Origin of the sequence: Tunturiibacter gelidiferens, from assembly GCF_013410115.1 — a bacterium.
Lineage (GTDB): Bacteria > Acidobacteriota > Terriglobia > Terriglobales > Acidobacteriaceae > Edaphobacter > Edaphobacter gelidiferens.
In genome coordinates this window covers 1,265,629-1,291,942 of sequence record NZ_JACCCV010000001.1, presented here as the reverse complement: position 1 = coordinate 1,291,942, position 26,314 = coordinate 1,265,629, and the positions used below count along the sequence as shown (strand labels likewise).

The window sequence follows — 26,314 nt, the reverse complement described above, 5'->3', positions numbered from 1 at the left end:
AGGCTTCGCTGCACCGTGTACCGATTTCAAGACTCTTTCAACCCGTTCCAATTTTGTGATTACAATTACCACGGCGAAGAGAGCGTCGAACGCCAGTGCCTGGCCATTGCCTTAGGAGCGTCCATTTGAATTGGTCTCGCCGTAACTTTCTTACATCGCTTTCCACCACTGCTCTGGTTCTTTCGCTTGACGACGTTCTGGCTCTGGCCGCGCCTCAGACCTCTCAGCCCTCCCAACAGATGGGATCGCGCCCCACTTACGACGCCGTACCCCGTGCCGCCCCTAAAGGACTCCCCTCCCCCGTCGCAGGCACTCCTCTCGGCATCAGCTTCATCGACGTCGCACGTCAGTCCGGACTCAACGCAAAAACGATATACGGCGGCGAACACAAAAATCGATATCTGCTTGAAACCACCGGCTGCGGCGTAGCCTTCTACGACTACGATCACGATGACTGGATCGATATCTTCCTTGTCAACGGCACTCGACTGGAAGGCTTCCCCAAAGGTCAGGAACCCATCTCCCGTCTCTTCAAGAACAATCGTGACGGCACCTTCACTGACGTCACCCTCAAAGCCGGGGTCGGTCGCGCCGGATGGGGACAGGGCTGTTGTGTCGGTGACTACAACAACGACGGATGGAACGACCTCTTCGTCAGCTACTACGGGCAGAATGTTCTCTATCGCAACAATGGCAACGGCACCTTCACCGACGTTACAGAGAAGGCTGGCCTCCTCCAATCTAAGACGCGCTGGAACTCCGGCTGTGCCTTTATCGATTACGATCGCGACGGCCATCTCGACCTCTTTGTCGCGAACTACATCGACTTCGACATCAAGACAGCACCCCTCCCCGAAGCCGCCGGCTGCGCCTACAAGGGAATTCAAGTAGCCTGTGGCCCACCCGGTCTCCAGGGCGGCAAGAACATTCTCTATCGCAACAACGGCGACGGCACCTTCACCGACGTCTCACAAAAAGCCGGCATGTGGGACACCATCGGCACCTACGGACTCTCCGTAGCTGTCTCCGACATCGACGGCGACGGCTGGCCCGACATCTACGTCGCCAACGACTCCACCGCCGCCACCTTCTACCAAAACCAAAAAGACGGCACCTTCAAAGATGTAGCCATCGAGGCAGGCATCGCATACTCTCCTGACGGCAAGCCGCAGGCCGGTATGGGCGTATCTATTGGCGATTTCAATCGCGACGGCCGCTTCGACATTGTCAAAACAAACTTCGCCGGCGACACCGATTCGCTGTACGTCAATCTCGGCGACGGGAACTTCGACGACCATACCTACATGTCTGGACTAGGCGTCAACACCCGCTACCTCGGTTGGGGCGTCGGCTTCTTCGACATGGACAACGACGGCTGGCCTGACATCTTCATCTGTAACGGACACGTCTATCCTGAGGTCGACGGAACCGCCATCGACGCGCCTTACGCCGAACACAAGTACCTCTACCGCAATCTGCGCAACGGACAGTTCGAAGAGGTGACCGCGCAAGGAGGACCCGGCATCACAACACCCGCCCCCGGCAGAGGTTGCGCGTTCGGCGACTACGACAACGACGGCGTAGTGGACGTCGTCGTCAACTGCATCAACAGCCTCCCCCAGCTGCTCCGCTGCGAATCGACGACGGGCCGCAACTGGATCAAGATCCGCACCGTCGGCACCAAGTCGAATCGCTCTGGCATCGGCGCGAAGATCAGCGTCACAACTCCAACACCAGACAACGCCAAACCCTTTATTCAGATCGACGAAGTTCGAAGCGGCGGCAGCTACTACTCGCAGAACGATCTACGCATCCACTTCGGCCTCGACCACTCTGTCAAAGCAGATTCAGTCGAAATCAAGTGGCCATCCGGCACGACAGACAAACTTATCGACCTCGCAGCAAACCATCTTTACGTCATTCAGGAAGGTGGAAAGATTCTGAAGACGATTGCCATGGGCACCTCACCGCAGTCCAAAGCATTGATCAATCCAGCTACGACCCCAAAGCCATGAAGATTCGATTCCTTCTTCGAACCGCCGTCGTCCTGCTCCTGGTGACGACGGCCTTCGGAGAGCAGCAGCCCTACCTTCCAACACCCGATCATCCGCCGCCAGCCTGGTTTGTAGATGTCGCACTCAAGGCCGGTATCACCGTTCGCGACGTGAACGGGAGCGTCGAATCTAAACGCTACATCATCGAAGCCACAGGCTCAGGAGTTGCCATCCTCGACTACGACCGTGACGGATGGCCGGACATCTTCCTTGTCAACGGCACCAACTTACCTGGCACAACCACCGCAGCCGGACAAGCAAAACCCACCAACCACCTCTTCCACAACAATCACGACGGAACCTTCACCGACGTCACCGTAAAGGCAGGCCTCGTCTCCACTGGATGGGGGCAGGGAGCATGCGTTGGAGACTACGACAACGATGGATTCGACGACATCTACGTCACCGGCTACGGCAAAAACCGCCTCTTCCACAACCAGGGCAATGGAACATTCAAGGAGGTAGCGGAGCAGGCAGGCGTCGCCGGTACAGGCAAGGAGTGGGGCACCGGCTGTGCCTTCATCGACTACGATCGCGACGGCAAGCTGGACCTGGCCGTCGCCAACTACGTGCACTTCGACCTCGCTCGCACCCCAACACCCGGCCAAACCTCAGGATGCATCTGGAAGGGAGTGCCCGTCATGTGCGGCCCGCGCGGTCTCGAGAGCGCACCGAACATCCTCTACCACAACCTCGGCGGAGGAAAGTTTGAAGACGTCAGCAAGCCCAGTGGGTTCGAGCGCACACAAGGCCACTACTGCTTCTCCATCACCACGCTCGACTACGACGACGACGGCTGGCCCGACCTCTACGTCGCCTGCGACTCCACTCCTGCCATCCTCTATCGAAACAACCACGACGGAACCTTCAAGGACACTGCCGCCGACGCCGGTGTAGCCTTCAACGAAGACGGTCGCGAACAGGCCGGCATGGGATCCACGGCAGCCGACTATGACGGCGACGGCAGACTCGACCTCTTCAAAACCAACTTCTCCGACGACACCTCCACCCTCTATCGCAACAATGGCGACGGCACTTATACCGACATGACCTTCGCCGCTGGACTCGGCATCAACACCGAGGCTCTAGGCTGGGGAGCTATGTTCGCCGACGTCGACAACGACGGATGGCCAGACCTTCTTATTGCGAACGGCCATGTCTATCCTGAGGTGGACTCCGCCAAACTGGGCTCCTCCTACCGCGAACCCCGCTTCCTCTATAACAATCTAGGCAACGGAAAGTTCCGCGACGTCAGCAAGACCTCCGGCCCCGGACTCGTCGATCCACGCTCCAGCCGCGGACTTGCAATCGCGGATCTCTTCAACGACGGGCGTCTCGAAGCTGTGATCAACAACCTCAGCGATCGACCAATGCTTCTGGTCAACCTCGCGAAAAATCAGAATCACTGGCTCGGCCTTCATCTCATCGGGACATCCTCCAACCGCGATGCCATTGGCGCTCGCGTCACCATGAAATCTGCAAAACGCATCTGGGTCGACGAGGTTCGCGACGGTTCCAGCTATAACTCCTCAAGCGATCTCCGCCTCCACTTCGGTCTCGGCCAGGAAACGCACCTCACGAGCATTCAAATTCGCTGGCCCAACGGTCAGATGGAACTCTTCGACCCTCCCACTTCAGTCGATCGCATCCTCGACCTCACCGAAGGAAAGGGCCGATCCTCGTCATCAGCAAATTAACAATAGCGTCAGTGCGAACAACACTCTCAATCACGTCTACGGGATCGTATGGTAAACATGAGGCTGCAACCTTCCGGCAAATCGATGAATACCTGCACCTCCCTCCTGCGAACTCGTAATTCGAACTACAAGGACACACCAGTGACCCTTCCTCATCGAACTCGTTTCGGTTCCCTGTTTGCCGCCGCTGCTCTCTCCTCAACGCTCATCTGCAATGCTGCGGCATCGTTCGCGCAATCTACGACTCCAAACTCCCACTCGACCGACACACAATCTGATAAGCCTCAAGAGGGCGGCCAGGCGTCAGCAATGGGGGGAGCCAACACCGGTGGAGCCCACCCCGCAGTCCTCGACGAAGAGAAGAGACCCATCACGGCCGGGGGGTTTGTAAAGAGCGGTCCGATCATCTTTCAGGACATCGCCGGAAAAGCCGGACTAACCTCATGGACCCACACCATGGGAACTCCCGAAAAAAAATTCATCATCGAAACCAACGGATCTGGCGTCGGACTTATCGACTACGACAACGACGGCTGGCTCGACATCTATCTCGTCAACGGTTCAACCTACGACGCAATGAGTGGCAAAGCGACGCCGCCCCACGCTGCTCTCTTCCACAACAACCACGACGGAACTTTCACCGACGTCGCCGCGAAGGCACACGTCACCAATGACCGCTGGGGAATCGGCGTCGCCATAGCCGACTACGACAACGACGGCTGGCCCGACATCTACGTCACCAACTTCGGCAAGAACCGCCTCTATCACAACAATCACGACGGAACCTTCACTGACGTCGCCGAGAAAGCGGGAGTCACTCTTGGCAACTGGTCCACTGGCGCCACCTGGGGCGACTACGATGGCGACGGCCGGCTGGATCTCTTCGTTCCTGGCTACGTTCACTACGACCTCGCGAATCAGCCCGGATCTGGCGGCAAAGAGGTCTCCTATAGCTTCTGCCAGTTTCGAGGTGAAAAAGTCATGTGCGGCCCGCGAGGCCTCAAGGGAGAACCAGACCATCTCTTCCATAACAACGACGACGGCACCTTCACGGACGTGAGCGAAAAGGCCGGAGTCTCCGACAAGAACGGCTACTACGGTTTCTCCTCCGTCTTCGTCGATATCAACAACGACGGCAAGCCGGACCTTCTTGTCGCAAACGATTCGACTCCAAATTATCTTTACATCAACAAAGGCGACGGCACCTTCGAAGACGCAAGCTACGCCTCCGGATACGCGCTCAACGAGAATGGCCGCGAAACAGCCTCGATGGGTATCGCAATTGGAGACTATCGAAACAACGGCCTGCTCGATATCTACAACACAACATTTTCGGATGACTACAACCCGCTCTACCGCAACGATGGCGACGCCAACTTCACCGACATCAGCTACCAGATGGGAGTTGCCGAACCTACAATTCCATTCCTGGGATGGGGCACAGCGTTCTTTGACTTCGACAATGATGGATGGAAGGATCTCATCATCGCGAACGGCCACGTCTACCCGCAGGTCGACCACACAACCTGGGGAACCAGCTGGGCGCAACGCCCGCTCCTCTTCCGTAACATCGACGGCAAAAAATTCGACCTCGAACCCGCCGTCGAAGGCACAGCACTCACAAGTCTGTACGTCGGCCGTGGCATGGCCGTCGGAGACCTCTTCAACGACGGCAAACTAGATGTTGTCATCAACGCCTTGGACAGTCACCCCGCACTGCTCCGCAATGTCTCGCGAGACAATCATCATTGGATCGAACTGAAACTGATAGGCGGTCCAAAGAGCCCTCGAGACGCCATCGGCTCCACGGTCTATCTCACCGCGGGAAGCCAGAAACAACGCGGAGACGTAACCTCCGGAGGGAGCTTCGCCTCCACCCACGACCCCCGTGTCCACTTCGGCCTCGGCGACATCGCAACCATCGACTCCGTTGAAGTTCACTGGCCAAGTGGAACCAAAGAAAAGTTCTCAGTCACCAAGGTTGACCAGATCGTCACCCTGACAGAAGGTAAAGGAAGTAGATTCTAACGGCTTCCATCTCCCCGCCACTCAACCTTTCGATTGAGATCTCTACCGACCCGTAGGACGATGGCTAACAGTCTTATCGCTTCAATAGAATTTACGATTGCTATGAAAATGCCTTACAGCCGGGTCGGTCGCATCTTCTTCTGTACCGTGCTGTGCGGCACAATCGCCTCCTTTTTCCTGGCCTTGAAAAGTGATGGCGCTCACGCATCTGATGCCGTCACTACCCCCACGCAACGTGAGGTTTACACCGAATCAGTCAAACAACATTACAACTTCAGATTCGGCGCCGATCAGCCCTTCCTCCCGTCGAATGCAACCACCGACACCGGCCAGTTCATCAACCCCAAAGCCTTCCCCACAGCCAAATACTGCAGTCACTGCCATCAGGAGGCGCACGCCGAATGGCGTCAGTCCGCTCACGCCAACTCCTTTCGCGCCCCCTGGTACATCAGAAACACAAACCTGCTCACCGCGGAAAAGGGCATTGAATACACCCGCCACTGCGAAGGCTGCCACAACCCAATCGCCCTCGTCTCGGGCGCGCTAACCAAAGGCTCACCAGTAAATCGCAAGTTCGACGAAGACGGAATCACCTGCTCCGTCTGCCACTCCATCCAAAAAGTCGACGCTCGCGGCACAGGCAGCTACGTTCTGGCACAGCCCGCCGTTCTGGTCGACGAGAACAATCAACCCATCTACGGCGAGGTCTCCGACAAAGAGATTCTCACAAATCTCGACCGCCACTCAAAAGCCGTCATGAAGGACTTCTATCGCACCAGCAACTTTTGCGCGGCGTGTCACAAGGCCGCTCTTCCAAAACAACTGAACGACTACAAATGGCAGCGCGCAATCTTCCTCTCCGACGAGTGGCAGCTCTCCTCCTTCGCAAAACAGTCGCCGCTTCCCTTCTACGTAAAGGATCAGGTCTCCACCTGCCAGACCTGCCACATGACCCGCGAAGATCTCACCACCTCCGACTCCGGCGCGAAAGCGGGCAAGCTGGCCTCTCACCGATGGCTCGGTGCTAACACCGTCCTTCCCAAGTTTTACAACTACGACACCCAGATGGAGAAGACTGTAGCCTTCCTCAAAGCCGGCGTCTTCAACATCGACATCTTCGGCCTCGAGAAAAACGGTGGCAAGATCATCGCGCCTCTCGGCAGCGACAACTTCACCGTCTCGCCCGGGGACCTCCTCACCGCCGCTATCATCATTCAGAACAAAGGCATCGCACACAGCCACGTACCCGAGCAGCGCGACATGTATGAGAGCTGGGTCGAATTCGAGGCCAAAGACGCCTCCGGCCACACCCTGATGCACTCCGGCGCGATCCAGCCCAATGGCGACCTCGACCCCCGCGCACACAGCTTCACCAATCGCCTCGTAAACACCAAAGGAACCATCAACGATCTCCACCAGGTCTGGGATAATCGCGTTGTGGCTTACAACAACACCATCGCTTCAGGCCGATCCCAGCTCGTCCGCTACCAATTCAAAGTACCCGCCGACGCAACCGGCCCCCTCACCGTCACCGCACGGGTCAACTATCGCCGATTCGATCAGCACTTCATGGACTTCGGAATGGGCAAGCACTACGAGATGCCGGTCGTTGCTATGTCCGAGCGCACACGCACCTTCACCCTCGGCGAGAATCCCCCCGCGGTCGACCCTCAGGACAACAAACTCTGGATGCGATGGAACAACTACGGCATTGCCATGCTGGACGCCCAACAATATGCGGAGAGTGTCCGCGCGTTCGAGCAGGTCGCCACGCTCCGCCCCGACTACGCCGACGCCTTCACCAACATCGCCATCGCCAACTTCCAGTGGGAGCGCTACGAAGCCTCCCGCGCCAGCCTCGACAAAGCACTTGTACTCAGCCCTCACAACTCGCGCGCGCTGTATTACCTCGCATTAGTCGAACGGAACCAGGGCCAGGTCGACGAAGCCATCGCTGATCTTCGCGAGGTCATCACGAAATTTCCAAACTCCCGCGACGCTCACAGAGAGCTAGGCTTCTCTCTCTATCAACAGCGAAAATATGACGAGGCCCGCGCTGAATACGAGACTCTCCAATCCATCGACCCCGATGATCTCGCCGCCCACTACATTCTCTCCATCGTCTATCGCCGTCTCGGGATGAAAGAAAAAGCTTCACACGAAGCCGCGATGTTCGCCGATCAGAAGGATGATCCCACCGCTAGCACCTACGCGCTCGAGTTCCTGCGTAAACACAACGAAGTCGCATCGGAGACCGTCCCCTGGCACACCCACACCGACCTCGCCCCCGGGCCCGCGCACAACGGAACACCTGCTCAATGACTTTGCTGCGGTCAGCGTTTATCCTTGCTCTCGCAGCTTCGTACTATCGGCCAGCGTCCGCCGAGTCCGCGAAGCAGCGCGGATCAGCAATCTTCGTGGATAATGGCTGCCAACACTGCCACACAATACGCAAGGTAGGCGGAAACAAGGGGCCTGATCTTTCCGGAGTAGGACACACACTTAATAAAACCCAGATCCGAACACAAATTCTCAAGGGTGGACGTGAGATGCCATCCTTCGCTGACATTCTAAAGGAGACCGAGGTGAACGATCTCGTTGCCTACCTGCACTCTTGTCGCGACAAATAGCCCAAAGAACCATAAGCTAAGGATCAGGAAGACGTATCATCCGAAGTGAAGCGACTCCGGCCATCATGCTTTCGAACGCATCGAACCTCCGCATGAACTTGCTTTCGCGCCTCCATCTCGTCCTTCGCTCTTCCCTCTTCTGGATGTCATGCGCAATCGCAGCTCTCTCTCTCACCGCCCGCCCCCAAGTCCCTAACAACTTCGGTCATCAATCGTGGTCGACGGAGAACGGCCTCCCTCAAAACAGCGTTCATCAGGTCTTTCAATCCACAGACGGCTTCATTTGGATTGCGACCGAAGGCGGCCTGGCTCGCTTCAACGGCATCGACTTCAAAATCTTCAACCACGAAACCACTCCCGCAATTACCAGCGATGACATCTGCTGCTTTGCGCAAAGTCACACCGGCCCACTCTGGATTGCAACCTCCAACGGCCTCCTCCAATACTCGTCAGGAAAGTTTCACCGCTACACCATCGCGAATGGATTACCAACCGGTCGCATCACCAACCTAGCCGCGGCAGACGACGGCTTAATCCTGATCCTGACGACCGATGGCATCAGCAGCTTTGACGGGAGGCGTTTCTACATCATCCCCCTTCCCTCTTCCGTCGATCCATCTGCAATAGTCACCGCTCAGGACGGCAGTGTCTGGATCGCATCGAACTCTGGAATCTTTCAATATTCCCATGGCCGAGTTCTCCCACAACCGCTAGGCTCAACCTCTACGGCGAAGGATATTGAAGGCATCGGATTCTTCCCCGACCACAGCCTCTGGTTGCGCACCGGGACCAGCATCGCAGTCCTTCGAAGTGACCAAAGCCGAACCCTGTCGATAAGCCACGACCTTCCAGCTTCACGCATACAATCGTTGCTCTCCGACTCGCAAGGGCAACTATGGATAGGAACCAGCAAAGGGCTCTTCATGCTTGACAAAGTCGACAGCCATCCACAGGTCGTACCGGCCCTCGGCTCCAACAGTATCCTCTCTCTCATGCAGGATGAAGAGAGTAATCTCTGGGTGGGAACAGAAACCAGCGGCCTCCAAATCCTGAGGCGCCAAAATTTCCGCACCATTCCCGGCCTCTCCGATCACCCGATCACAGCCATCACTCAGGCAACCGACGGTGCAATATGGCTCGGCTCCAACAGCGACGGCCTCGACCGCTGGCAAGCCGGTAACATTCAACATCTTTACACCCGAACCGGCCTTGTCAGCGAAACCATCCTGGCTTTGGCTCCGGGAGAAGGCGGGAGCATGTGGGTCGGAACGCCCGATGGTCTGAACTATGTCAAGGGCAAGAAAATCCGGACCTACACCTCTGCTGACGGGCTACCTGACGATCTCATTCGGTCTCTTATGAGGGACGATGACGGCTCACTCTGGATCGGCACGCGTCGGGGCCTTGCTCACTGGCAAAACAACCAGTTCATCACTCTAACGCGATCGAACGGTCTCGGAAGCGATCTTGTAGGCGCTCTTCTCAGATCTCACGCCCCCGATCATGATCTTTGGATCGGCACCCTCAATGGACTCTCGCGCCTTCGGGGCGACAACATCACAACCTTCACAAAAAAGGATGGACTCTCTGGCGACACGATCACCTCTCTCGCCGAAGATCCGCACGGCACACTGTGGATCGGAACGAAAGGGGCTGGCCTCAGCGTCATGACCACCGCCGGCTTTACACCACTGCGGCGAGACGACCTGCCCCAAACCATCGACTCCATCCTCGAAGACGACCGCGGCAACCTCTGGTTAAGCTCCAGTCGAGGCATCACCCGCGTCTCAGTTTCAGCGCTCATCAAATGCGGTTCGTCTTCAACCTGCGATCCTCATCCGGTCTCTTATGGCCGCGCCGATGGCATGCCAACCGAGGAAGCCATCGGCGTGGGTCATCCCGCTGCATGGAGGACCAAGGAAGGGCTCCTCTGGTTCGCCACCCGCAAAGGCGTCGCCGTCACCGATCCCAGTCACCTCGTAGAAAATCTCATCCCTCCCCCGATCGTCATCGAACGCTTCACTGCAGATGGTATGGACATTCCCCTGACAGGCACCGAACAAAACATCACTCCTGGCCGTACCAGCTTCGCGTTTGAATACGCCGCTCTCAGTTACCTAGCTCCCGCAAAGGTCCGCTATCGTTACATTCTCGATGGCTTCGATAAGCGATGGACCGAAGCCGGTTCCCGCCGCATCGCCTACTATACCAATCTCCCTCCGCGCCACTATCGCTTTCGCGTACAAGCCGCCAACAACGACGGCATATGGAATGAAACCGGAGCGCAGATTGCCTTCTTTGTGCAGCCTCCTTTCTATCGCAGACTCTGGTTTCTCCTGCTGATCCTTAGTCTCGCCGCCGCCGCTGCGCTCCTCCTCTACCGCCTCCGCGTCCGCGTTCTTCAATCACGGTTCCAGGCAGTTCTCGCAGAGCGAACTCGCGTCGCACGAGAAATTCACGACACCCTAGCTCAAAGCTTCGTCGGCGTCTCCGTGCAGCTCGAGCTCATCTCCCAGTTTCTCGCCCACTCTCAAACTGACGCAGCGAGCAGACAGATCGACCAGACTCGGGCTTACGTCCGAGAGGGCCTCGCCGAAGCTCGCCGAAGCATCTGGAATCTGCGTGCCATTACCGCGCCAAACAGCTTGCCCACCCGTCTCGCCCACCTGGCTGAACAGTGGAGTCAAAAAAAACTCAACACCCGCCTCAACATAACCGGCACTTACCGCCCTCTCTCCCAGCCCTTTGAAGACGAGATCTTCCGCATCGCTCAGGAGTCTTTGGCAAACGCAGCCCGCCACGCAAATGCAACTCAGGTCTCCGCCGATCTTCGCTACGATTCCTCTCGATTAGTATTAAGCATCTCCGACAATGGCAGCGGATTCGATACATCGGAAAGATCTCCTTCATCAAACGGCCACTTTGGCATCCAGGGCATGCACGAACGCGCGGCTCAGATTCATGCTCAACTAACGATTGAAAGCTCTCCGGCAAACGGCACCACAGTCATGCTCGAAGCGCCCATCACAGAAGGAAAAGAGGCAGCAATCAATGCCTGAACGTATTCGTATCCTGGTAGTGGATGATCATCACGTCGTTCGTCAGGGACTCGTTGCGCTACTCAACATCATTCCCGACATTGAAGTGGTAGGCCAGGCCAGTGACGGCCTTCAGGCGATCGGACTCTACCGCACTCTACAACCCGACATCACCCTGATGGATCTGCAGCTTCCAAACCTCGGCGGAGTCGATGCCATTCTGCAGATTCGCGCTGACAATCCCGCCGCAAGATTCATTGTGCTCACCACCTTCGACGGAGACGAAGACATCTTCCGCTCCCTCCAGGCCGGCGCAAAAGCATATCTGCTCAAAGGAATGACCGTCGACGAACTCCTCTCAACCATTCAAGCAGTTCACAGCGGAAGAACCCTCATCTCTCCCGCCATCGCCGAAAAGCTCGCCGAAAGAATGAGCACTCAAGCCCTTACCAACCGCGAACTCAGAGTCCTGGAGCGCATCGTGGCAGGCCGCGCAAACAAGGAGATCGCCTCCGATCTAAAGATCAGCGAAGCTACCGTCAAGTCCCACATCAATAGTCTGCTCGGCAAACTTGGCGTCAGTGATCGCACTCACGCCGCAACCGTCGCTCTCCAACGAGGTATCGTACATCTCAAATGACACCCCACCTGATGAAGTCGTCTCTCTTCGCTCTGTTTCTTATTCTCATTCCATCATCTTTAGTCGTCGCTCAACCGAAGTCTTCCTGGCGAACAGCGACTCCATCAGAGTTGCAGGCTGTCTTGCCCGCACGCGCTCCAGTGGAAAAAGAGCGAATCGAAACAGAGATGCGCACCGCATCCGGCATCGTTAACTCAAGTGGCAAAATCATCGCAGGTGTTGTTCTCATCACCGCCGGTTACTCCGCCGACGGAAAATATTCTCATTTCCTCTTAGTCCAATCTCCTATTACCTTCGGAGACATCTCACTCGCCGCCGGCAACTACGTCATCGGATGGCAACGTGGTGAAGATGCCCTCGTCGTTAGGTTCTACGATGCAGCAACCGGAGAGGAACATGGCGCGGTCACGGCTCATCGTCTAGCGACGGGCTCGCGCGTCGAATCTTTCCGCATCTGGCCCCCCTCCAACAACTCAATTCTTCAGATTGGCCGCTTCGCCATTCCCTACATCCTGGAAAAGCAACCGGCGAAATAACACTTCGTCGAAACCGAAGAGAGACGCCTCGACGCCACTATCGGGAAAGTGCTGAATATACTGGGAAGAAGGTCTTATTCATCTGGCCACTTCGAGCGACCTTCTTCACTTCTGTCTAATGGAAATGGACGGCGATCCCCGTGCTGGCTCCATACGGCCGCAGCGTACCAAACGGAAAATTAAGCCACCACTGATACTCAAAATCCACCAGCCGTACACTGTACCGGCTTCTTCCAAGCGCCAGATCGACCCCACCACCAGGAGCAAGCACAAAGTAACTGCCGTCCGCGTAATCGTAAGGAAAATGAAAGCGCCCATCGCCGAGAAGAACCTTACCGTATGCGGTCATCCATCGTCTGCGGTATGGAAATTTCCCTCCGACAAGAAAAGTCGACTGATGCGTACCCACCTCTTCGTTGATGGTAAGAAAACGAACTTCGGCCTCGTAGCTGATCCTCTCCGAACGAGCGTAATCGACGAAGCCAGACCCGCCGCCGAGGTCACGTTTGCCATAGTCTGCCGCAAAGAAAGAGTAGGTCCCGCCAACCATCCACCGTGGCCCCGGTCCCGTAGCGGTCGGCAACGCCTGGGCATAAAGTACCGACGTTGCAGCGGCGAGCAAAAGTAGAACGACAAGCTCCCGCAACACTCTCGAAAAACACTGTGAGCCGCCAGGCCAATCGATCACTGGGTCACCGTCAAAGTCATCGGAGCAGACTGTGTCGCCGTCGTCTTAGCGCCGATGGCAGTTACATTGAAGATGTAGGTCCCGGCAGGAGTGCCATGCACATCGAGTCCGCCGCAGCCGGAGATCGCCATCGCTCCAGTAAAGAGCAGTGCGAGCAGAAGTCCACTCAGCATTTTGTTCGCACGTCGTGACCGCAGAAGCGACAGCCCAAGGATAAGCCCGCTTGGCAGAAAGCACAGCGCAATTCCGCCGGCAGAGGGCCCGTCCGCTTTTGCAACACTCCCCGCAGTCAGCGGAGAACCGGTATCAATCGTCAGGCTAATCGTCTGGTGGCCGTTCGCATCAAGCGACACTTGATCCGAAGTAAACGTGCAGGTAGCTGCTCGCGGCAGGCCCACACATCCCAGCGACAAGACATCGGTGAAGTTCTGGATCGAAGTCAGCGTCAACTGAATCGTGTTGTGTTGCGTGGTCTTCAACTGCATCGTCGGAGGATTCAAAGCAATCGTGAAGTTGGTCGCCTGAATCACCGTCAAAGACACAGCACTCGACACGGAACCCAAATACTGCGAGTCACCTTGATAGGTAGCGATCGGAGTGTAGGTCCCCAACCCCAGACTGGTAGTCAGTGTAGCTATGCCGGAAGCATTCAGGGTCGCACTGCCAAGCGTTGTGCCCCCCGAACTGAACACCACCGTACCCGATGGCGGAACCGCGGCATCGCCTTGTAATGTCGCCACCAGAGTAAAGGGTTTATTCTCAACGACCGGGCTCGAAGAGATCGTCAGAGTTGCCTTTGAAGTATGCAGCTGCACCACTTCAGTCAGCGCCGGAGAGGTCCCCGGAAAGTTTTGCGCGTCTCCGGCGTAACTTGCAGCCAGCGTGTGCGGCCCGAGTGCAAGCGTCGAAATAGTAAATGTTGCGATCCCCAAACTGCTAACACTCGACGTCCCTAAAATAGCGGACCCATCCGACAACGTAACCAACCCGGTGGGTGGGTTCGTGCTGCTGCCGGTCACCGAAACGGTAAACGTAATCGGGTTGCCAATCAGAGAAGGGCCTGAGCTTGTCCCGCTGATCGTACCCAGGCTGCTAACCGCAGTGAGCGTGACCACGGTGCGCTGTTCGATGTTCTGTAACACGGGATTAGAGGTGCTGGTCAAAGTATCGCTGTCGCCCTGATAGATTGCGAGCAATATATGCTGACCAGCGGCAAGAGAGGATGTCGTAAGAGTTGCAATGCCATTGACCCCAACGGAAGCGGTTCCGACAACCGTGGTCCCGTCTTCGAAGCTAACTGCACCTGTGGGCGCCGCACCCTTTCCAGTCACCTGCGCGGTAAGAATGAGGGGAGCGCCCGCAACCGATGGAGTGCCCGAGGTAGTAAGCACCGTCGTCGTGTTACTGTTCTGCACAGTCTGGACCAGCACCGGACTGCTGCTCGTCTGACTCACGCTGTCGCCGCTGTACGTCGCAACAATCGAGTGTTGTCCGGGACTCAGGGCATTCGTTGTAAATGTCGACGTCCCCGACGCCGCCACAATGCTGGTCCCGAGAACAGCCGTCCCATCACGGAACACGACAGTGCCAGTAACAGGAGAGCCACCACCGCCCGCCACCACGGTCGTGAACGTCACTGAAGTACCCGACAAAGATGGATTGCTGCTCGAAACAAGAGAACTGGCCGTAGGTTGCAGAATCGTCTGGAGCAGAGGTCCCGACGCGCTGCCAGGATGACTCCCATCGCCGTTATACGTCGCAATCAGCGTATGCGCGCCAATCGATAAGTTGGAGACGGTGAGGGTAGCCAGACCGTTCGCGTCGATCCCAGTCGTACCGATTCTGTTAGCTCCGTCCCGGAGGATCACTGTGCCGGTTGGTTGAGCTCCAGTACCGCTCACCGTCATCGCAAATGTAACCGCGTCCCCAAGAAGCGCAGGATTTTTATTGCTGTTGAGCGTGACCGCGCTCGTCGACTGTTGAATTGTCTCGAGAACTCCGGGAGAGGCAGCCGCACTGTTATTGGCATCGCCAATGTATGTCGCTACGATCGTATGTTGTCCCACCGAGAGACCGGAAGTCGAGAAGTTCGCGCTGCCATTCGCTGCAATTGGCGAAGACCCAAGCACTGTCGTGCCATCAGTAAACGTAACGCTGCCGGTCGGAGCAACGGTAGTCCCGCTCAGGTTGGCAGTAAAGACAACCGGAAGCCCGGCTACTGAGGGGTTGCTGCTTGAGACCAGGGTAAGACTCGGTGCACCTTTGTTCACCATGATGGTTTGAGGTGTCGAGGACGAGGCGGCATCATTCGTGTCTCCGCTGTAGCTGGCTGACAGAGTGTGTTGTCCTAGAGAAAGATTCGAGACGGAGAGGCTCGCAGATCCGTTCGCGCTAAGATTCGCAGTCCCGATAACGGTTGTGCCGTCGAGGAACGTCACTAGCCCACCTGGTATACCGCCCGATCCTGTAACCGTGACGGTCAAGGTCTCCGTAGAGTTCACCGTCGAGGTGACCGCGCTGACCGCCATCGAAGTCTGAGTTGTAGCGCGCTGCACCAACTGACTCAGCGTCGACGAGAGCGCTGCATTATTGTTCGTATCTCCACCGTAAGACGCGGTGATCAGGTGCGTGCCAAGAGCCAGACTTGTCGTATTGAATACCGCAACGCCCGCAGCATTCAGCGTGACCGCGGCTAAAGTAGCAGATCCATCATGGAAGGTAACTACTCCGGTCGGCGCTGGTTCCGAGCTCCCAACGGCTGCCGTAAAGGTCACATTGGCGCCGGCACTTACTGGATTCTGACTCGATGCAAGGGCAACACCTGTGACCGGCGAAACGATGTGGGTCAGGCCCGCCGACGTACTGCTCGCATCGTTCGTATCACCAAGATAAACAGCAGTGATAATGTGCTGTCCGACAATCAGCGTCGAGGTGCTCAGCACCGCCGTTCCGTTCGCCGTCAGTGAAGGACTGCCGATCACAGTCGAACCGTCCATAAACTGCACGGTTCCACCCAACGCTCCCGAACTACCAGTCACAGTCGCGGTGAACGTCACCGGAGCGCCCACCGGTGTCGTCGAAGCGCTTGCAGTCAGTGCAGTGGTGGTCGAGGCTTTCACGACAACCTGCGTAATCGCCGGCGACACGCTGGTTCCGTTATACGCATCTCCAGAGTAGTTGGCGGTCAACGAATGAGATCCTACGGTAAGCGAAGACAAAGAGATCGTACCCAGACCGGCGGCGTTGATCGGGCTCGTACCAACTGCGGCCGTGCCATCGTAAAAGGTCACCGAGCCCGTCGGAGCGGACCCATTCCCGGTAACCGTCGCACTCAACGTGATCGGCAACCCCGCAGTTGACGGACTTCCTGAAGTCGAAAGCACGACTCCGGTGGTCGCCTGTTGAACAATCAAAGTCAGAGCAGGCGTCGTTCCAAGATTGTTGTTATCCCCTCCGTAGACGGCAGTGATCGCGTGAGCCCCAGTGGAAAAGGAAGGCACCGTAAAGCTCGCGACACCCTGCGCATTCAGAGCCGCCGTGCCAAGCACCGTCGTGCCATCCATAAACGTCACGACACCCGTAGGAACGCCTCCATTGCTCGTGATCGAAACCGTGAGTGCGTCACTCTTGCCCGCGATAGAAGGGTTGGCAGACGCAATCAGCGTGCCCGACGTGACCGCCTGCTGCACCTTTTGCACGATCGTAGAGGAGATACTTCCAGCATAGATTGACGACCCGCTGTAGATCGCAAGAATCGAGTGTTGTCCAACAGCCAGCGAGTTCAAGGTAATCGTCACAGAACCACCAGTGACCGTCGCCGCACCAAGTGTCGTCCCCCCATCCATAAACGTCACGGTTCCTGTGATCGGGCTTGAGGGTATCGACGACGCCGGTGTGATCGTCGCAGTCAGTTGAATATTCGATCCGGCTGGAGCCGTACTGGCGTTTGAGGTAACTGCCGTCGTAGTGGCAATCTGTTCGATGGTCTCTTGTACCGCCGCAGAAGAGCTCGCGCCATTGTTGGCATCGCCTCCATACACAGCACGAATCGAGTGCGATCCAACGGACAGGGTAGAAAGAGTAAGAGCAGCCGCGCCGTGAATGTCCAAAGTCAGCGTACCCAGAACCGTTGTGCCATCCTGAACCGAAATCGTTCCCGTTGGTGTTACAGAACCGCTCCCTGTCACGCTCGCCGTAAATGTAACAGCAGTCCCAAACGAGACATCCGGGTTGCTGGTAATCAGTGTGGTCGCAGTCGAAGAAGCGACCACAACCTGATTGAGCGTGGGCGACGTACTTGCAATTGAATTTGCATCCCCACTGTAGCTCGCTGTTATGTGATGGGTTCCAACGCTGAGCGTCGACGTACTAAAGCTAGCCGCACCTGCAGCATTCAGATTGACTGTCCCCAGGCGAACTCCCCCGTCGAAAAAAGTCACACTCCCAGTTGGAATTCCCGAGGTTCCCACGACAAGCGCAGCAAAAGTCACACTGACTTGAGGAGACGAAGGATTCAGGCTCGACGTCAGCGAGACGGATGTTCCATCCTTCACAATCTGAGTCACAGACAAAGAAGTACCTGGCGCGGTATTGGAATCGCCCGCATAGCTAGCGGTAATGATGTGTGTCCCGCTCGCGAGAGACTGCGTCGGAAACAGTGCTACCCCCGCACTGTTCAGCGTGGCGGTCCCGATGGTCGTGCTTCCATCCAGAAAAGTAACGATGCCCGTCGGCGTCACTCCGGTACTCGTCACAGCAACGGTAAACGTAACAAGCGCTCCAGTAGCAGACGGAGAGCCGCTCGTGTTCAAAGTAATCGTCGAGGGGTCGAGCGTGAGCACCTTGCCGCTCAGCGTCAACGTCTGCGGACTGTTCGGCGAGTCAGACGTAACAGTGATTACTCCCGTCACCGTATTACCGATTGTCGTCGGTGCAAACTGCGCGCCGATGATGCAGTTCAAAGCCGAAGTCATCGCCACGCTGGTCGAGCAGGTTGTGGCGACAGGATCCAGCTGCGTGTTCACCCCGGCATTCAGATCAGAGATGTTGAGCGGAGCGTTTCCATCATTCTCGAGCTCCTCATCCTGTGTGCTCGAGACACGCTGTACCCGGATTGTCGGAAAATTCAAGACTGCGTTGATGCTCTTGACCAGACGTATCCGATTGTGGAACACGTCGCTGACATAAAGATTCCCCGATCCGTCGAGCGCCATTCCATAGGGACCATACATGCCCGCCGCGTTCGCAGGACCACCGTCGCCACTAAAAGACTCCAGATTGCTACCGACGACAGTATCGATCTCACCTGTAACAGCGTTCACCTTACGAACCCTGTTGTTGCCTGCGTCCGCAATGTAAATATTGCCTGCAGCATCGATCGCCGTCGCCGCCGGACTATCCATCACAGCAGCGCTCGCCGCCCCTCCATCGCCAGAAAACCCAGAGGTTCCATTCCCTGCAATCGTCGTAATCGTCCCGTCGAGCGCGACCTTGCGAATGCTGTGGTTGTTCTGATCGGCGATGTAAATTTGACCGTCAGGACCAACCGTCGCACTCCACGGTCCGTTCAGACTCGCACTAACTGCCTGTCCCCCATCGCCTGCGTAAGCCGGCGTATGGTTGCCCGCAAACGCAGAGATGATCCCGGTAGAAAGATTGACGCGTCGGATCACATTGTTTCCGCTATCCGCAATGTAGAGATAGCCATTCACCGGATCGATCGCCACCGAATCTGGCGTATCCAGATGAGCATGAATCGCGAGGGCGCCGTCTCCTGAGTATCCCTGCACCCCCAGTACCCCGGCCACCGTCGTGATCACTCCCGTAGCCGCAGTGACCATACGAATCGCATGATTATTGCTATCGGCAAAGTAGAGATTGCCCGCACCATCTAATGCAACCGAGGTCGGCAGGCTAAGCGAAGCCAGTGTAGCCGGCCCTCCATCGCCGCTATTGCCTGCGCTGCCGTTTCCGGCGTACGTGGACATCAGCTGCGAGCCAGCATCTACTCGCCGAATGCGATTATTGCTCGAATCAGCGATGAACATATTTCCAGCCGGATCGACCGCCACTCCGAACGGAAGAAAGATCGGCGAAGACGTAGCAGGCTGGCCATCTCCACGGTAGATCCATGATTCATCTCCGGCCACCGTGTTGATAATGCCGGGAACAAATAATGCAAGTGGTCCACTTCCCGTCGCCACTAGCCACGTACTTCCCAGCGGCAGTCCAGACGCATCGAACAGAGCCACCGCACCTATATGCTGGCCAGGGTATTTTGGACTGAACGTCACCGGGAAGCTGCACGTCTGACCCACAACGAGCGCGCTTCCCGTCAAACAGGTGCCCGCTCCCGCAATAGCAAAATCAAGATTGGGGACTCCGCCCGTAAGCGCGCTGACCTTGCCGAGCTGGCCACCCGCTGTCACGACAACAGCAACCGTCTGAACAGCGGAGGTACTTCCAATAGCCGTCACCCCGGGCAATGTCACGGGCGAGGCATAGGCGGATGTCACGATGCCACCCAACGCCAGAAGAACAAACATCCCTGCCAACTGCGTCCGCATCCATCGCCTCGACGACTGTAGAGAAGTCCGACGCCGACTTGTTGAGAAACTCAAAAATAACCGCAGGCAGGAAGACTTTTCATCAAATCGAACAGGAGCGAGCATGGTTCACCTCTGAAGCTCAACGGCGGAGATGGAGGTTGTGACGTAGCTCCAAAATAGGGAGAAAAACGCCCGAGACCGCAAATCAGGACACATGGCCCTTTGGTAATCATGAGACCAGCCTGCAGTAACCGAATATTACCCGTAAGTTGCATGAGGACTCGCGACCGAGAGAATCTCTCCGTTGTCCAGCGCTCATTTTCTTTTTGAAGCATTGAATCGCGCACCAACGCAAAGTCTATGCAGCAGAGACAGTCCGAGCCAACGCGCAAGTGTCCCGCGTATTGCTCACAGCCGAATGGGTAACCAATCCGTGTTCAGCTTATCTATGATTTGGCACACAACTAGTTACCTTTTGTCGGCCGAGAGGATATATCCACGCCAAAAAGACGACAGGCCGCGACCCAGCCGTCAGCCTCTTTTCATTGCCTCGGTTCTCGAAGCCTCCCCACAAGCTCCGCGAAGTGCCTAGGCGTTCCCACGCATCTTCGCTGCCCACCAGCGCGACCCCACCAGCAGAAATCGCCAGTCCTTCAAAAACTCCGGCGGCTTCCCTTCAATCGCGTGCCCCACAAACTGCAGCAGCCACCCAAAGCAAAACAGTCCGACCCCCACCCACAGCAATCGGTGCCACACAAGCGTCGCCACCAGCACCGGCAGCGACAACATAATAATCGGAATCCCAAACGTATGCGTCAGCCGGTTCAGCGGATGCTGATGGCTCTCCGAATACTCCGCGATCCAACTCTCCCAACTTCGTCCGCCAAGCATGGCGACACCATACTCTCGGCTCCTCATCACCCGCAATCAAAATCATCCACATCGTCGCCAAGCGGCTTTTCACGCCTCATCGCCGTCAAACCTAAGAACATCCACTTCGCAAGCCTCTCAGGCAAAAGCAACGGATGAAGGAGCAGTCATCAGCATGGCTAAAGAGTGGATCGAGAATCTCGCCCAGGACATCAAGCAAAAGTCTCACGACGCAGCCGAAGCTTACGGCCGCTCCCAGCACCAGGCCGGCATCATCACCACTCAGGGCAAGCCCTTCTTCACCAGCCTCGCCGCCTGCCTCGAGCAGGACATCACCGAGATCAAGCGCCACCTTCAAGGCGACGTTACCGCCTCCGACACCACCATCCAGACCATCAGCGCCACCGAGATTAAACTCACCCGCAGCCGCTTTCCTTGGTTCGACGCGCGCATCACCCACAACGACTCCACCATCATCCTCGACTACGCGAAGGGCCTGGGCGTCGCCGGAGACCCCACTCTCGATCGCAAGACCCGCCACTTCGCCTTTCAGGTCACGGATGACGACACCCTGTACATCCAGGACTCCTTCGCCGACAATCCAAAACGCTTCCACCAGCCCGAAGACCTGGCCAGACAAATCATCCAGATACTCTTCGAAGTCTAGCCACCCGACTCCGCAGCGTCTTACTCCCACTGCGAGCTGTGCCGCTCCAGCCACCAGCACGCAGAGTTCCCGTGCTGCGGAAAGATCGACCGGCTGCACGTCACCGGAGTCGCGCCCATATAGTCATACTCCACCTTGTTGCCCTTCAGCGGAGTAGCCAGAAACTGCTTTACCTGCACCACCCGGTACGCCGTCCCATGCGAGACGCGAATCCCCAACACCGCCCAATCCCCCACCCACAGCACCCCCGCCGCAACAGCCAGCGCCACCAGCAATCGAACCAGCCGCCCAGTCCATAGTCCCATCAGCCAAAGTATGGCACATCGACAAAATAAGCATTGCGGCAAAAAGGCCGATAACTCTGTTCAGGGGGAGTTCCTTGGATGTTTCTCCCGCCTGACTCACAAAGCCCCCGGGCATTCGGCACTGCTTTACCGCAAGCAAGAAGTTAGAGGAAGAAGTCAGAGGATCGTATGAAGTTCAAATTGACGTTGACTCGGGTCGTCTTGTCGACCCTCCTCTTCCTGACACTCTCCCTGGCACCTGACGCATTCGCACAGAGTTCCCCCGCAGCTACCCAGCAGCTTCAGCTCTCAGCCTTCGTCGGAGGTACCGGCACCTTCACCAACTTGGCGGGTGGAAAAAACCTCGACATCACCGCCGGCGCCGACATTACGCTTCTCTCCTTCCGTCTCTTCCGGCCCGCCGCTGAGATTCGCGGCTCTTATCCCATCGATGAAGGCACCATAAGCAGTCAGAAAAACTTCCTCGTCGGCCCCAGGGTCGAGTACCCCCTAGGCCGTCTCCACCCCTACGCCAACTTCCTCGTCGGCCGCGGCGCAATCGACTACCTCAGGGGCGGCTACATCTTTGGCAACGTCCGCTACATCAACTCCAATACCCTCGTCCTCTCCCCCGGCGTCGGCCTCGACTACAACCTCACCCATCACCTCGCCGTCAAAGTCGACTTCCAGTACCAGCACTGGGACACCCCCGCGGTACCCTCCGGCAGCATCCGCCCAAAGGCCATCACGCTCGGCGCCGTCTACATCTTCGACTTCAACCCGCGCCATCGCCATAGCCAATAGCTTTTCTCCGGGCACGATCCAAAGCTCAAATCGGCGCCGGCCTCTGGACTCGACTCTCGCCATAGCGTATCTTTCTGCCGGAAGTCTAAATTCATAGCAACCGGAGAGAACAGATGATCCGCCTAACCCGTCGCGTGTTTCCGGCCCTTGCTGCATCTCTCGTCTTCACCCTCTCTGCTCCAACCGTCATCGCTCAGGAGCCCACGCCCGGCCCCACCTGGTCGCAGGAAGACACCGTCCGCATCGTTCAACAGGTGCAGAAAAAACTAGCCGGCCTCACCAATCTCGGAGTCTTCGACTGGCTGACCTTCGGCATCCACGGCAAAACACTCGTCCTCAAAGGCTTCGCCTCCCGTCCTACACTCAAAAGTGATGCCGAAAGAGCCGTCAAAGGCATCCAGGGCATAGACGCGGTCGACAACCAGATCGAGGTCCTCCCCTACTCGCCCATGGACGACCGCATCCGCGCCGAAGTCTACAACCGCATCTACACCCAGCCCTCCCTCAGGAAGTACAACGCAAATCAGGGCAACCTTGGACGCGCCATCGGGCCCGGAGCAGGCGTCGCCCTGGCCGCTGGCGGCATCACCAACTCCCCGCCCATGGGCTTTCACGCCATTCACATCATCGTGAAGAACGGCAACGTCACCCTATACGGAGTCGTCCTCAACCAGATGGACTCCTCCATTGCAGGAATGCAGGCAAACTCCGCCCCAGGCGCCTTCAGCGTCGACAACGACCTCATCGTCCAGGGCTCCGCCTCCAAACCAAAAGAGAAATAGAACTACGCCGCGCCCTTCCCGACACGGGAGCCGTTCCCCAAATCCGGCTCCCGCAACCCGTTGCCGCTCCTTTTGTCTGCCGTCGACTTTTTCTTTCCGCTGCAGTTGCCTGTCTTTTTGTTGTCATCCCGAAGGGTCTGCGGTTGCAGTTCACCCTCCCCTCAAAAGACAAAAGCATCAAAAGGACCGGCAGCAGCCCAGCCCTTTTTGTTGTCATCCCGCAGGGATCTGCGGTTGTAGTAACCCTCTTCCACACATCAAAAGCCGAAAGCAGTCGAGACACCCTGCTCCTCACCCATCAAAATCCTGTCAAGCCCCGTAATCCTCTAAGTCAAACTCACACAAGGAGATCCACATGGCGTATTAGTTTATGTCTAACCGATATAATGGATCTAGCGACTCAAACAAGCCCCGGCGAGGCCGAGGCTTTCTTATTTCAGAGAGGAAACGAAGGACTTTTTGCTAAACGCTTTCGTACCTTGCGCTCCTAAGGAATTATTTGGCCGCAATCTTTCCGGAAGAAAACGTTTCGCCCATAAGTCCTTTATAAAGACGAATTTGCCCTTAACCCGTTTAGAAACACAATTTTGCAGAAACCCGCTATTGTCATGTATATGAAAATAGGTGACTTGCACCGAAATACCCCCCAGGGGGTACCCACCTCACAGATTGAACAGCTCACGAAGCCGCTTGGTCTGTGCTCTGCTGACCGGAATCTCCGTCTTCTGGGCATCGTCCATCCTTAGCTGGTAGCTGGACTTGAACCACGGTACCACCTCCCGTATGTGCTGAATATTCACCACATACGACCGGTGCGCCCTCCAGAACGTCTCCGGATCGAGCTGGTCCATCAGCTCCTCCAGCGTCCTGCAGTTTGAGTGCCCCTCAACCGCCCGCGTCACCACACTGATGGTGCCCTCTTCGATCGAGGCAAAACAGATCTCGCGCTGATCCACCAGCAGCAAACGGCTCTGCGCCCGAACAATTACCTTGCCCGAGTTGGCCTTCGGTGCCTGCGTCTGCTCCTCGACCAGCCGCAGCAGCGCGTCCAGCTTGGCCCCCGTCTCTAGCGCCAAGCCCGCCGGCTCCGGCGGAGCAACCCGTCGAGCCTGGGCCTTCTCGATCGTCTGCATCACCCGCTTTCGATCAAAGGGCTTCAGCAGATAATCGATAGCATTCACCTCGAACGCGCGCACCGCATACTGGTTGAATGCAGTCGCGAACACCACCTGAGGCATCGGAACCTTACGATCCAGCAGCTTCTTCAGCACGCCAAAACCGTCAAGGCCAGGCATCTGCACATCAAGGAACACCAGATCCGGCTTATGCATCCGAATCAGTTCCACAGCTTCGATCCCGTTAGTTCCCTGCGCCAGAACCTCAACCCCGCCCGCGCGCTCCAGCAAGTACTGCAGCTCCTGCCTCGCCAGTGGTTCGTCATCGATGATGAGTGCAGTCAGTGACATGCTAGCAACTAGTCACTATATACGCGCAACCGCGCCGGCGCATGGTCCTCGGCTAGGTCATGCCCGCACTGCGTGCAGTACACATCCGTAATCTGCACCCCGCGGAAGCACCGTCCGCACACAGGAGCCAGCTGGAACTGGCACTGCGGACAGAAGTGCACACTCGAGATAATCTCCGTACTGCAATGCGGACAAGGCATCAGCATCGGCTGTCGCAGCAGGAAGTACACCACAGCCCCGATTCCGCCCGGCAGCACCACCACGATCAGCATCCACAATCCAGCCGGCATCCGCCGCCGCCGAACGTCACGACTCACATACCCCACCAGCAACACGTAACTGGCAAACGCAGTCCCCCACGAGTAACCCATCAGCAGTCGCATCGGGAGCAACTCATGTTTGTGATGCGGCAACACTCCATGGAACAGATACTGCACGGCCCCAAACACCAGAATGGCCAGCACCACCGACCAGGTCGGTATCATGCTCAACTCATCCTCACCCCCGGCCCGGGTGACTTGCGATCGATCTGATCCCTGATTCCAAAATCTCATCATCCAGCCACCTCGCGCTTACGGGCACGGCGAAACAACACCAAAGCGAGCAAAGCCATCGACACAGGAAAAAACCACAAACATAAAACTAAAAACTGATTACTCGCATCCGGAAAACCATTCGACGATACATCGTAGGCGTCAAGCGCGCTCCAGACCGCAGTGCAGATGATTACAAAAAGGGCCGAACAAACGGCCAGTGGAATCCACATGCTTCGAACGCGATTGCGTCGCGCCGCGAGCGTCTTCGCCCGTTCCCGCACCACACGATGAGTCCGATTGACCACCGAGGCGCGAGCACCCATCTGCAGATCTATCAACTCTGCTCGGTGACTCAATCTAGAATCGTCTTGCGGCAAAGAGGTCTCGAGGGCGTTGCTCATATCCCGACCTCCGCAAACGAACGAGAGGATCGAAGCTGCTCCATCTCCGGCTTCAAAGCCGCCAGTCCGCGATAAAGCCTGGACTTCACCGTCGATAAAGGTGCCCGAGTTACGGTGGCGATCTCCTCCAAAGAAAGTTCTTCATAAAAACGAAGAACAAGAACCTCTCGGTAGCTAGGTTCTAGCTTCAGCAAAACCTCCCCTACTTCAGCGCAGTTTTCGCGGGATTGAAACTGCTCGAGCGGGGAAGGTCCTGACATCGCGACCTCAAACGGCCGTTCGTCTTCTTTCCCCTCACCCATCTCGTCAAGGCTGGCCATCACCCGCTTTCGCGACAAGTCAATCACCAGATTTCTCGCAATGGTAAAGAGCCATGTGTCGAACCGTGCTTTGCCGTTGTACTGTGCCCCTCGCAGCAGAACCCGCATCCACGTCTCCTGAAAGAGATCCTCGGCAACTTCACGCTTCCCTGTGAGGAAGAGCAGATAGCGGAGAAGGCGGTGCTGATAAAGCTCAATGAGCGCATCCAGAAGTTCCGGATTCTGCTTCTTTAAACCTTGGGCAATCGCCGCGTTTTCGCTCGAGACTTGAGCACCGAACGTTGACGTCAGCGAGATGGAACCATTTTGCACACTGCTAGAGACG

Annotated in this window: 19 protein-coding genes; 11 read left to right on the top strand and 8 right to left on the bottom strand. The window is 56.9% G+C overall.

The genetic code is table 11. The features are described 5' to 3' along the window. Positions 1 to 239: 239 nt before the first annotated feature. The 8 genes from HDF12_RS05410 to HDF12_RS05375 all read left to right on the top strand — a co-directional run bounded on the left by HDF12_RS05410 (position 240) and on the right by HDF12_RS05375 (position 12,623). A complete protein-coding gene (locus HDF12_RS05410; protein WP_373563908.1) occupies positions 240 to 2,015 on the top strand; it encodes a CRTAC1 family protein in 1,776 nt (591 codons plus the stop codon). Further along, on the top strand, positions 2,012 to 3,751 hold the full coding sequence (locus HDF12_RS05405) for a CRTAC1 family protein (protein WP_179581565.1): 1,740 nt from the start codon (positions 2,012 to 2,014) through the stop codon (positions 3,749 to 3,751). Before HDF12_RS05410 ends, HDF12_RS05405 begins: the two co-directional genes overlap by 4 nt. A 309-nt stretch (positions 3,752 to 4,060) precedes the next feature. After that, positions 4,061 to 5,779, top strand: a complete 1,719-nt coding sequence (locus HDF12_RS05400) for a CRTAC1 family protein (RefSeq protein ID WP_257025566.1) — start codon at positions 4,061 to 4,063, stop codon at positions 5,777 to 5,779. A gap of 108 nt (positions 5,780 to 5,887) precedes the next feature. Beyond that, a complete protein-coding gene (locus tag HDF12_RS05395) occupies positions 5,888 to 8,101 on the top strand; it encodes a tetratricopeptide repeat protein (protein WP_179581564.1) in 2,214 nt (737 codons plus the stop codon). Then, a complete protein-coding gene (locus HDF12_RS22800) occupies positions 8,098 to 8,409 on the top strand; it encodes a c-type cytochrome (protein WP_179581563.1) in 312 nt (103 codons plus the stop codon). Before HDF12_RS05395 ends, HDF12_RS22800 begins: the two co-directional genes overlap by 4 nt. Before the next feature lie 92 nt (positions 8,410 to 8,501). Then, entirely contained in the window at positions 8,502 to 11,468 is a 2,967-nt protein-coding gene (locus HDF12_RS05385; RefSeq protein WP_179581562.1) for a sensor histidine kinase, read from the top strand. After that, positions 11,461 to 12,087 (top strand): response regulator, encoded by a 627-nt coding sequence (locus tag HDF12_RS05380; RefSeq protein ID WP_179581561.1) that lies wholly within the window; start codon positions 11,461 to 11,463, stop codon positions 12,085 to 12,087. Before HDF12_RS05385 ends, HDF12_RS05380 begins: the two co-directional genes overlap by 8 nt. A gap of 167 nt (positions 12,088 to 12,254) precedes the next feature. Beyond that, positions 12,255 to 12,623 (top strand): hypothetical protein, encoded by a 369-nt coding sequence (locus HDF12_RS05375; protein ID WP_257025364.1) that lies wholly within the window; start codon positions 12,255 to 12,257, stop codon positions 12,621 to 12,623. Positions 12,624 to 12,738: 115 nt separating this feature from the next. Here the strand turns inward: HDF12_RS05375 and HDF12_RS05370 are convergent, their stop codons facing one another. The 3 genes from HDF12_RS05370 to HDF12_RS05360 form a co-directional block, all read right to left on the bottom strand. Continuing rightward, positions 12,739 to 13,269, bottom strand: a complete 531-nt coding sequence (locus HDF12_RS05370; protein ID WP_179581559.1) for a hypothetical protein — start codon at positions 13,267 to 13,269, stop codon at positions 12,739 to 12,741. Positions 13,270 to 13,307: 38 nt separating this feature from the next. After that, positions 13,308 to 19,877 (bottom strand): Ig-like domain repeat protein, encoded by a 6,570-nt coding sequence (locus HDF12_RS05365; protein ID WP_179581558.1) that lies wholly within the window; start codon positions 19,875 to 19,877, stop codon positions 13,308 to 13,310. A 570-nt stretch (positions 19,878 to 20,447) separates the two neighbouring features. Then, on the bottom strand, positions 20,448 to 20,777 hold the full coding sequence (locus HDF12_RS05360) for an Mpo1-like protein (protein ID WP_257025565.1): 330 nt from the start codon (positions 20,775 to 20,777) through the stop codon (positions 20,448 to 20,450). A gap of 127 nt (positions 20,778 to 20,904) precedes the next feature. Between HDF12_RS05360 and HDF12_RS05355 the strand changes: the two genes are divergently transcribed. After that, positions 20,905 to 21,396, top strand: coding sequence for a hypothetical protein (locus tag HDF12_RS05355; protein WP_179581557.1), 492 nt, complete (start codon positions 20,905 to 20,907; stop codon positions 21,394 to 21,396). Positions 21,397 to 21,416: 20 nt separating this feature from the next. On the opposite strand, the gene HDF12_RS05350 is transcribed toward HDF12_RS05355, so the two are convergent. Further along, positions 21,417 to 21,701 carry a hypothetical protein gene (locus tag HDF12_RS05350; RefSeq protein ID WP_179581556.1) on the bottom strand — a complete coding sequence of 95 codons (285 nt, stop codon included), beginning with the start codon at positions 21,699 to 21,701 and terminating at the stop codon, positions 21,417 to 21,419. 168 nt (positions 21,702 to 21,869) lie between these two features. Between HDF12_RS05350 and HDF12_RS05345 the strand changes: the two genes are divergently transcribed. Both HDF12_RS05345 and HDF12_RS05340 read left to right on the top strand, forming a co-directional pair. Next, positions 21,870 to 22,484 carry an outer membrane beta-barrel protein gene (locus HDF12_RS05345; RefSeq protein WP_179581555.1) on the top strand — a complete coding sequence of 205 codons (615 nt, stop codon included), beginning with the start codon at positions 21,870 to 21,872 and terminating at the stop codon, positions 22,482 to 22,484. Positions 22,485 to 22,597: 113 nt separating this feature from the next. Beyond that, positions 22,598 to 23,266, top strand: coding sequence for a BON domain-containing protein (locus tag HDF12_RS05340; protein WP_179581554.1), 669 nt, complete (start codon positions 22,598 to 22,600; stop codon positions 23,264 to 23,266). 662 nt (positions 23,267 to 23,928) lie between these two features. Here the strand turns inward: HDF12_RS05340 and HDF12_RS05335 are convergent. The 4 genes from HDF12_RS05335 to HDF12_RS05320 form a co-directional block, all read right to left on the bottom strand. Continuing rightward, positions 23,929 to 24,732, bottom strand: a complete 804-nt coding sequence (locus HDF12_RS05335; RefSeq protein WP_179581553.1) for a LytR/AlgR family response regulator transcription factor — start codon at positions 24,730 to 24,732, stop codon at positions 23,929 to 23,931. 8 nt (positions 24,733 to 24,740) lie between these two features. Next, positions 24,741 to 25,217 carry a zinc ribbon domain-containing protein gene (locus HDF12_RS05330; protein WP_373563846.1) on the bottom strand — a complete coding sequence of 159 codons (477 nt, stop codon included), beginning with the start codon at positions 25,215 to 25,217 and terminating at the stop codon, positions 24,741 to 24,743. A 68-nt stretch (positions 25,218 to 25,285) separates the two neighbouring features. After that, on the bottom strand, positions 25,286 to 25,669 hold the full coding sequence (locus tag HDF12_RS05325; protein WP_179581551.1) for a hypothetical protein: 384 nt from the start codon (positions 25,667 to 25,669) through the stop codon (positions 25,286 to 25,288). Further along, positions 25,666 to 26,301, bottom strand: a complete 636-nt coding sequence (locus HDF12_RS05320; protein ID WP_373563845.1) for an RNA polymerase sigma factor — start codon at positions 26,299 to 26,301, stop codon at positions 25,666 to 25,668. Before HDF12_RS05320 ends, HDF12_RS05325 begins: the two co-directional genes overlap by 4 nt. Positions 26,302 to 26,314 lie beyond the last annotated feature (13 nt).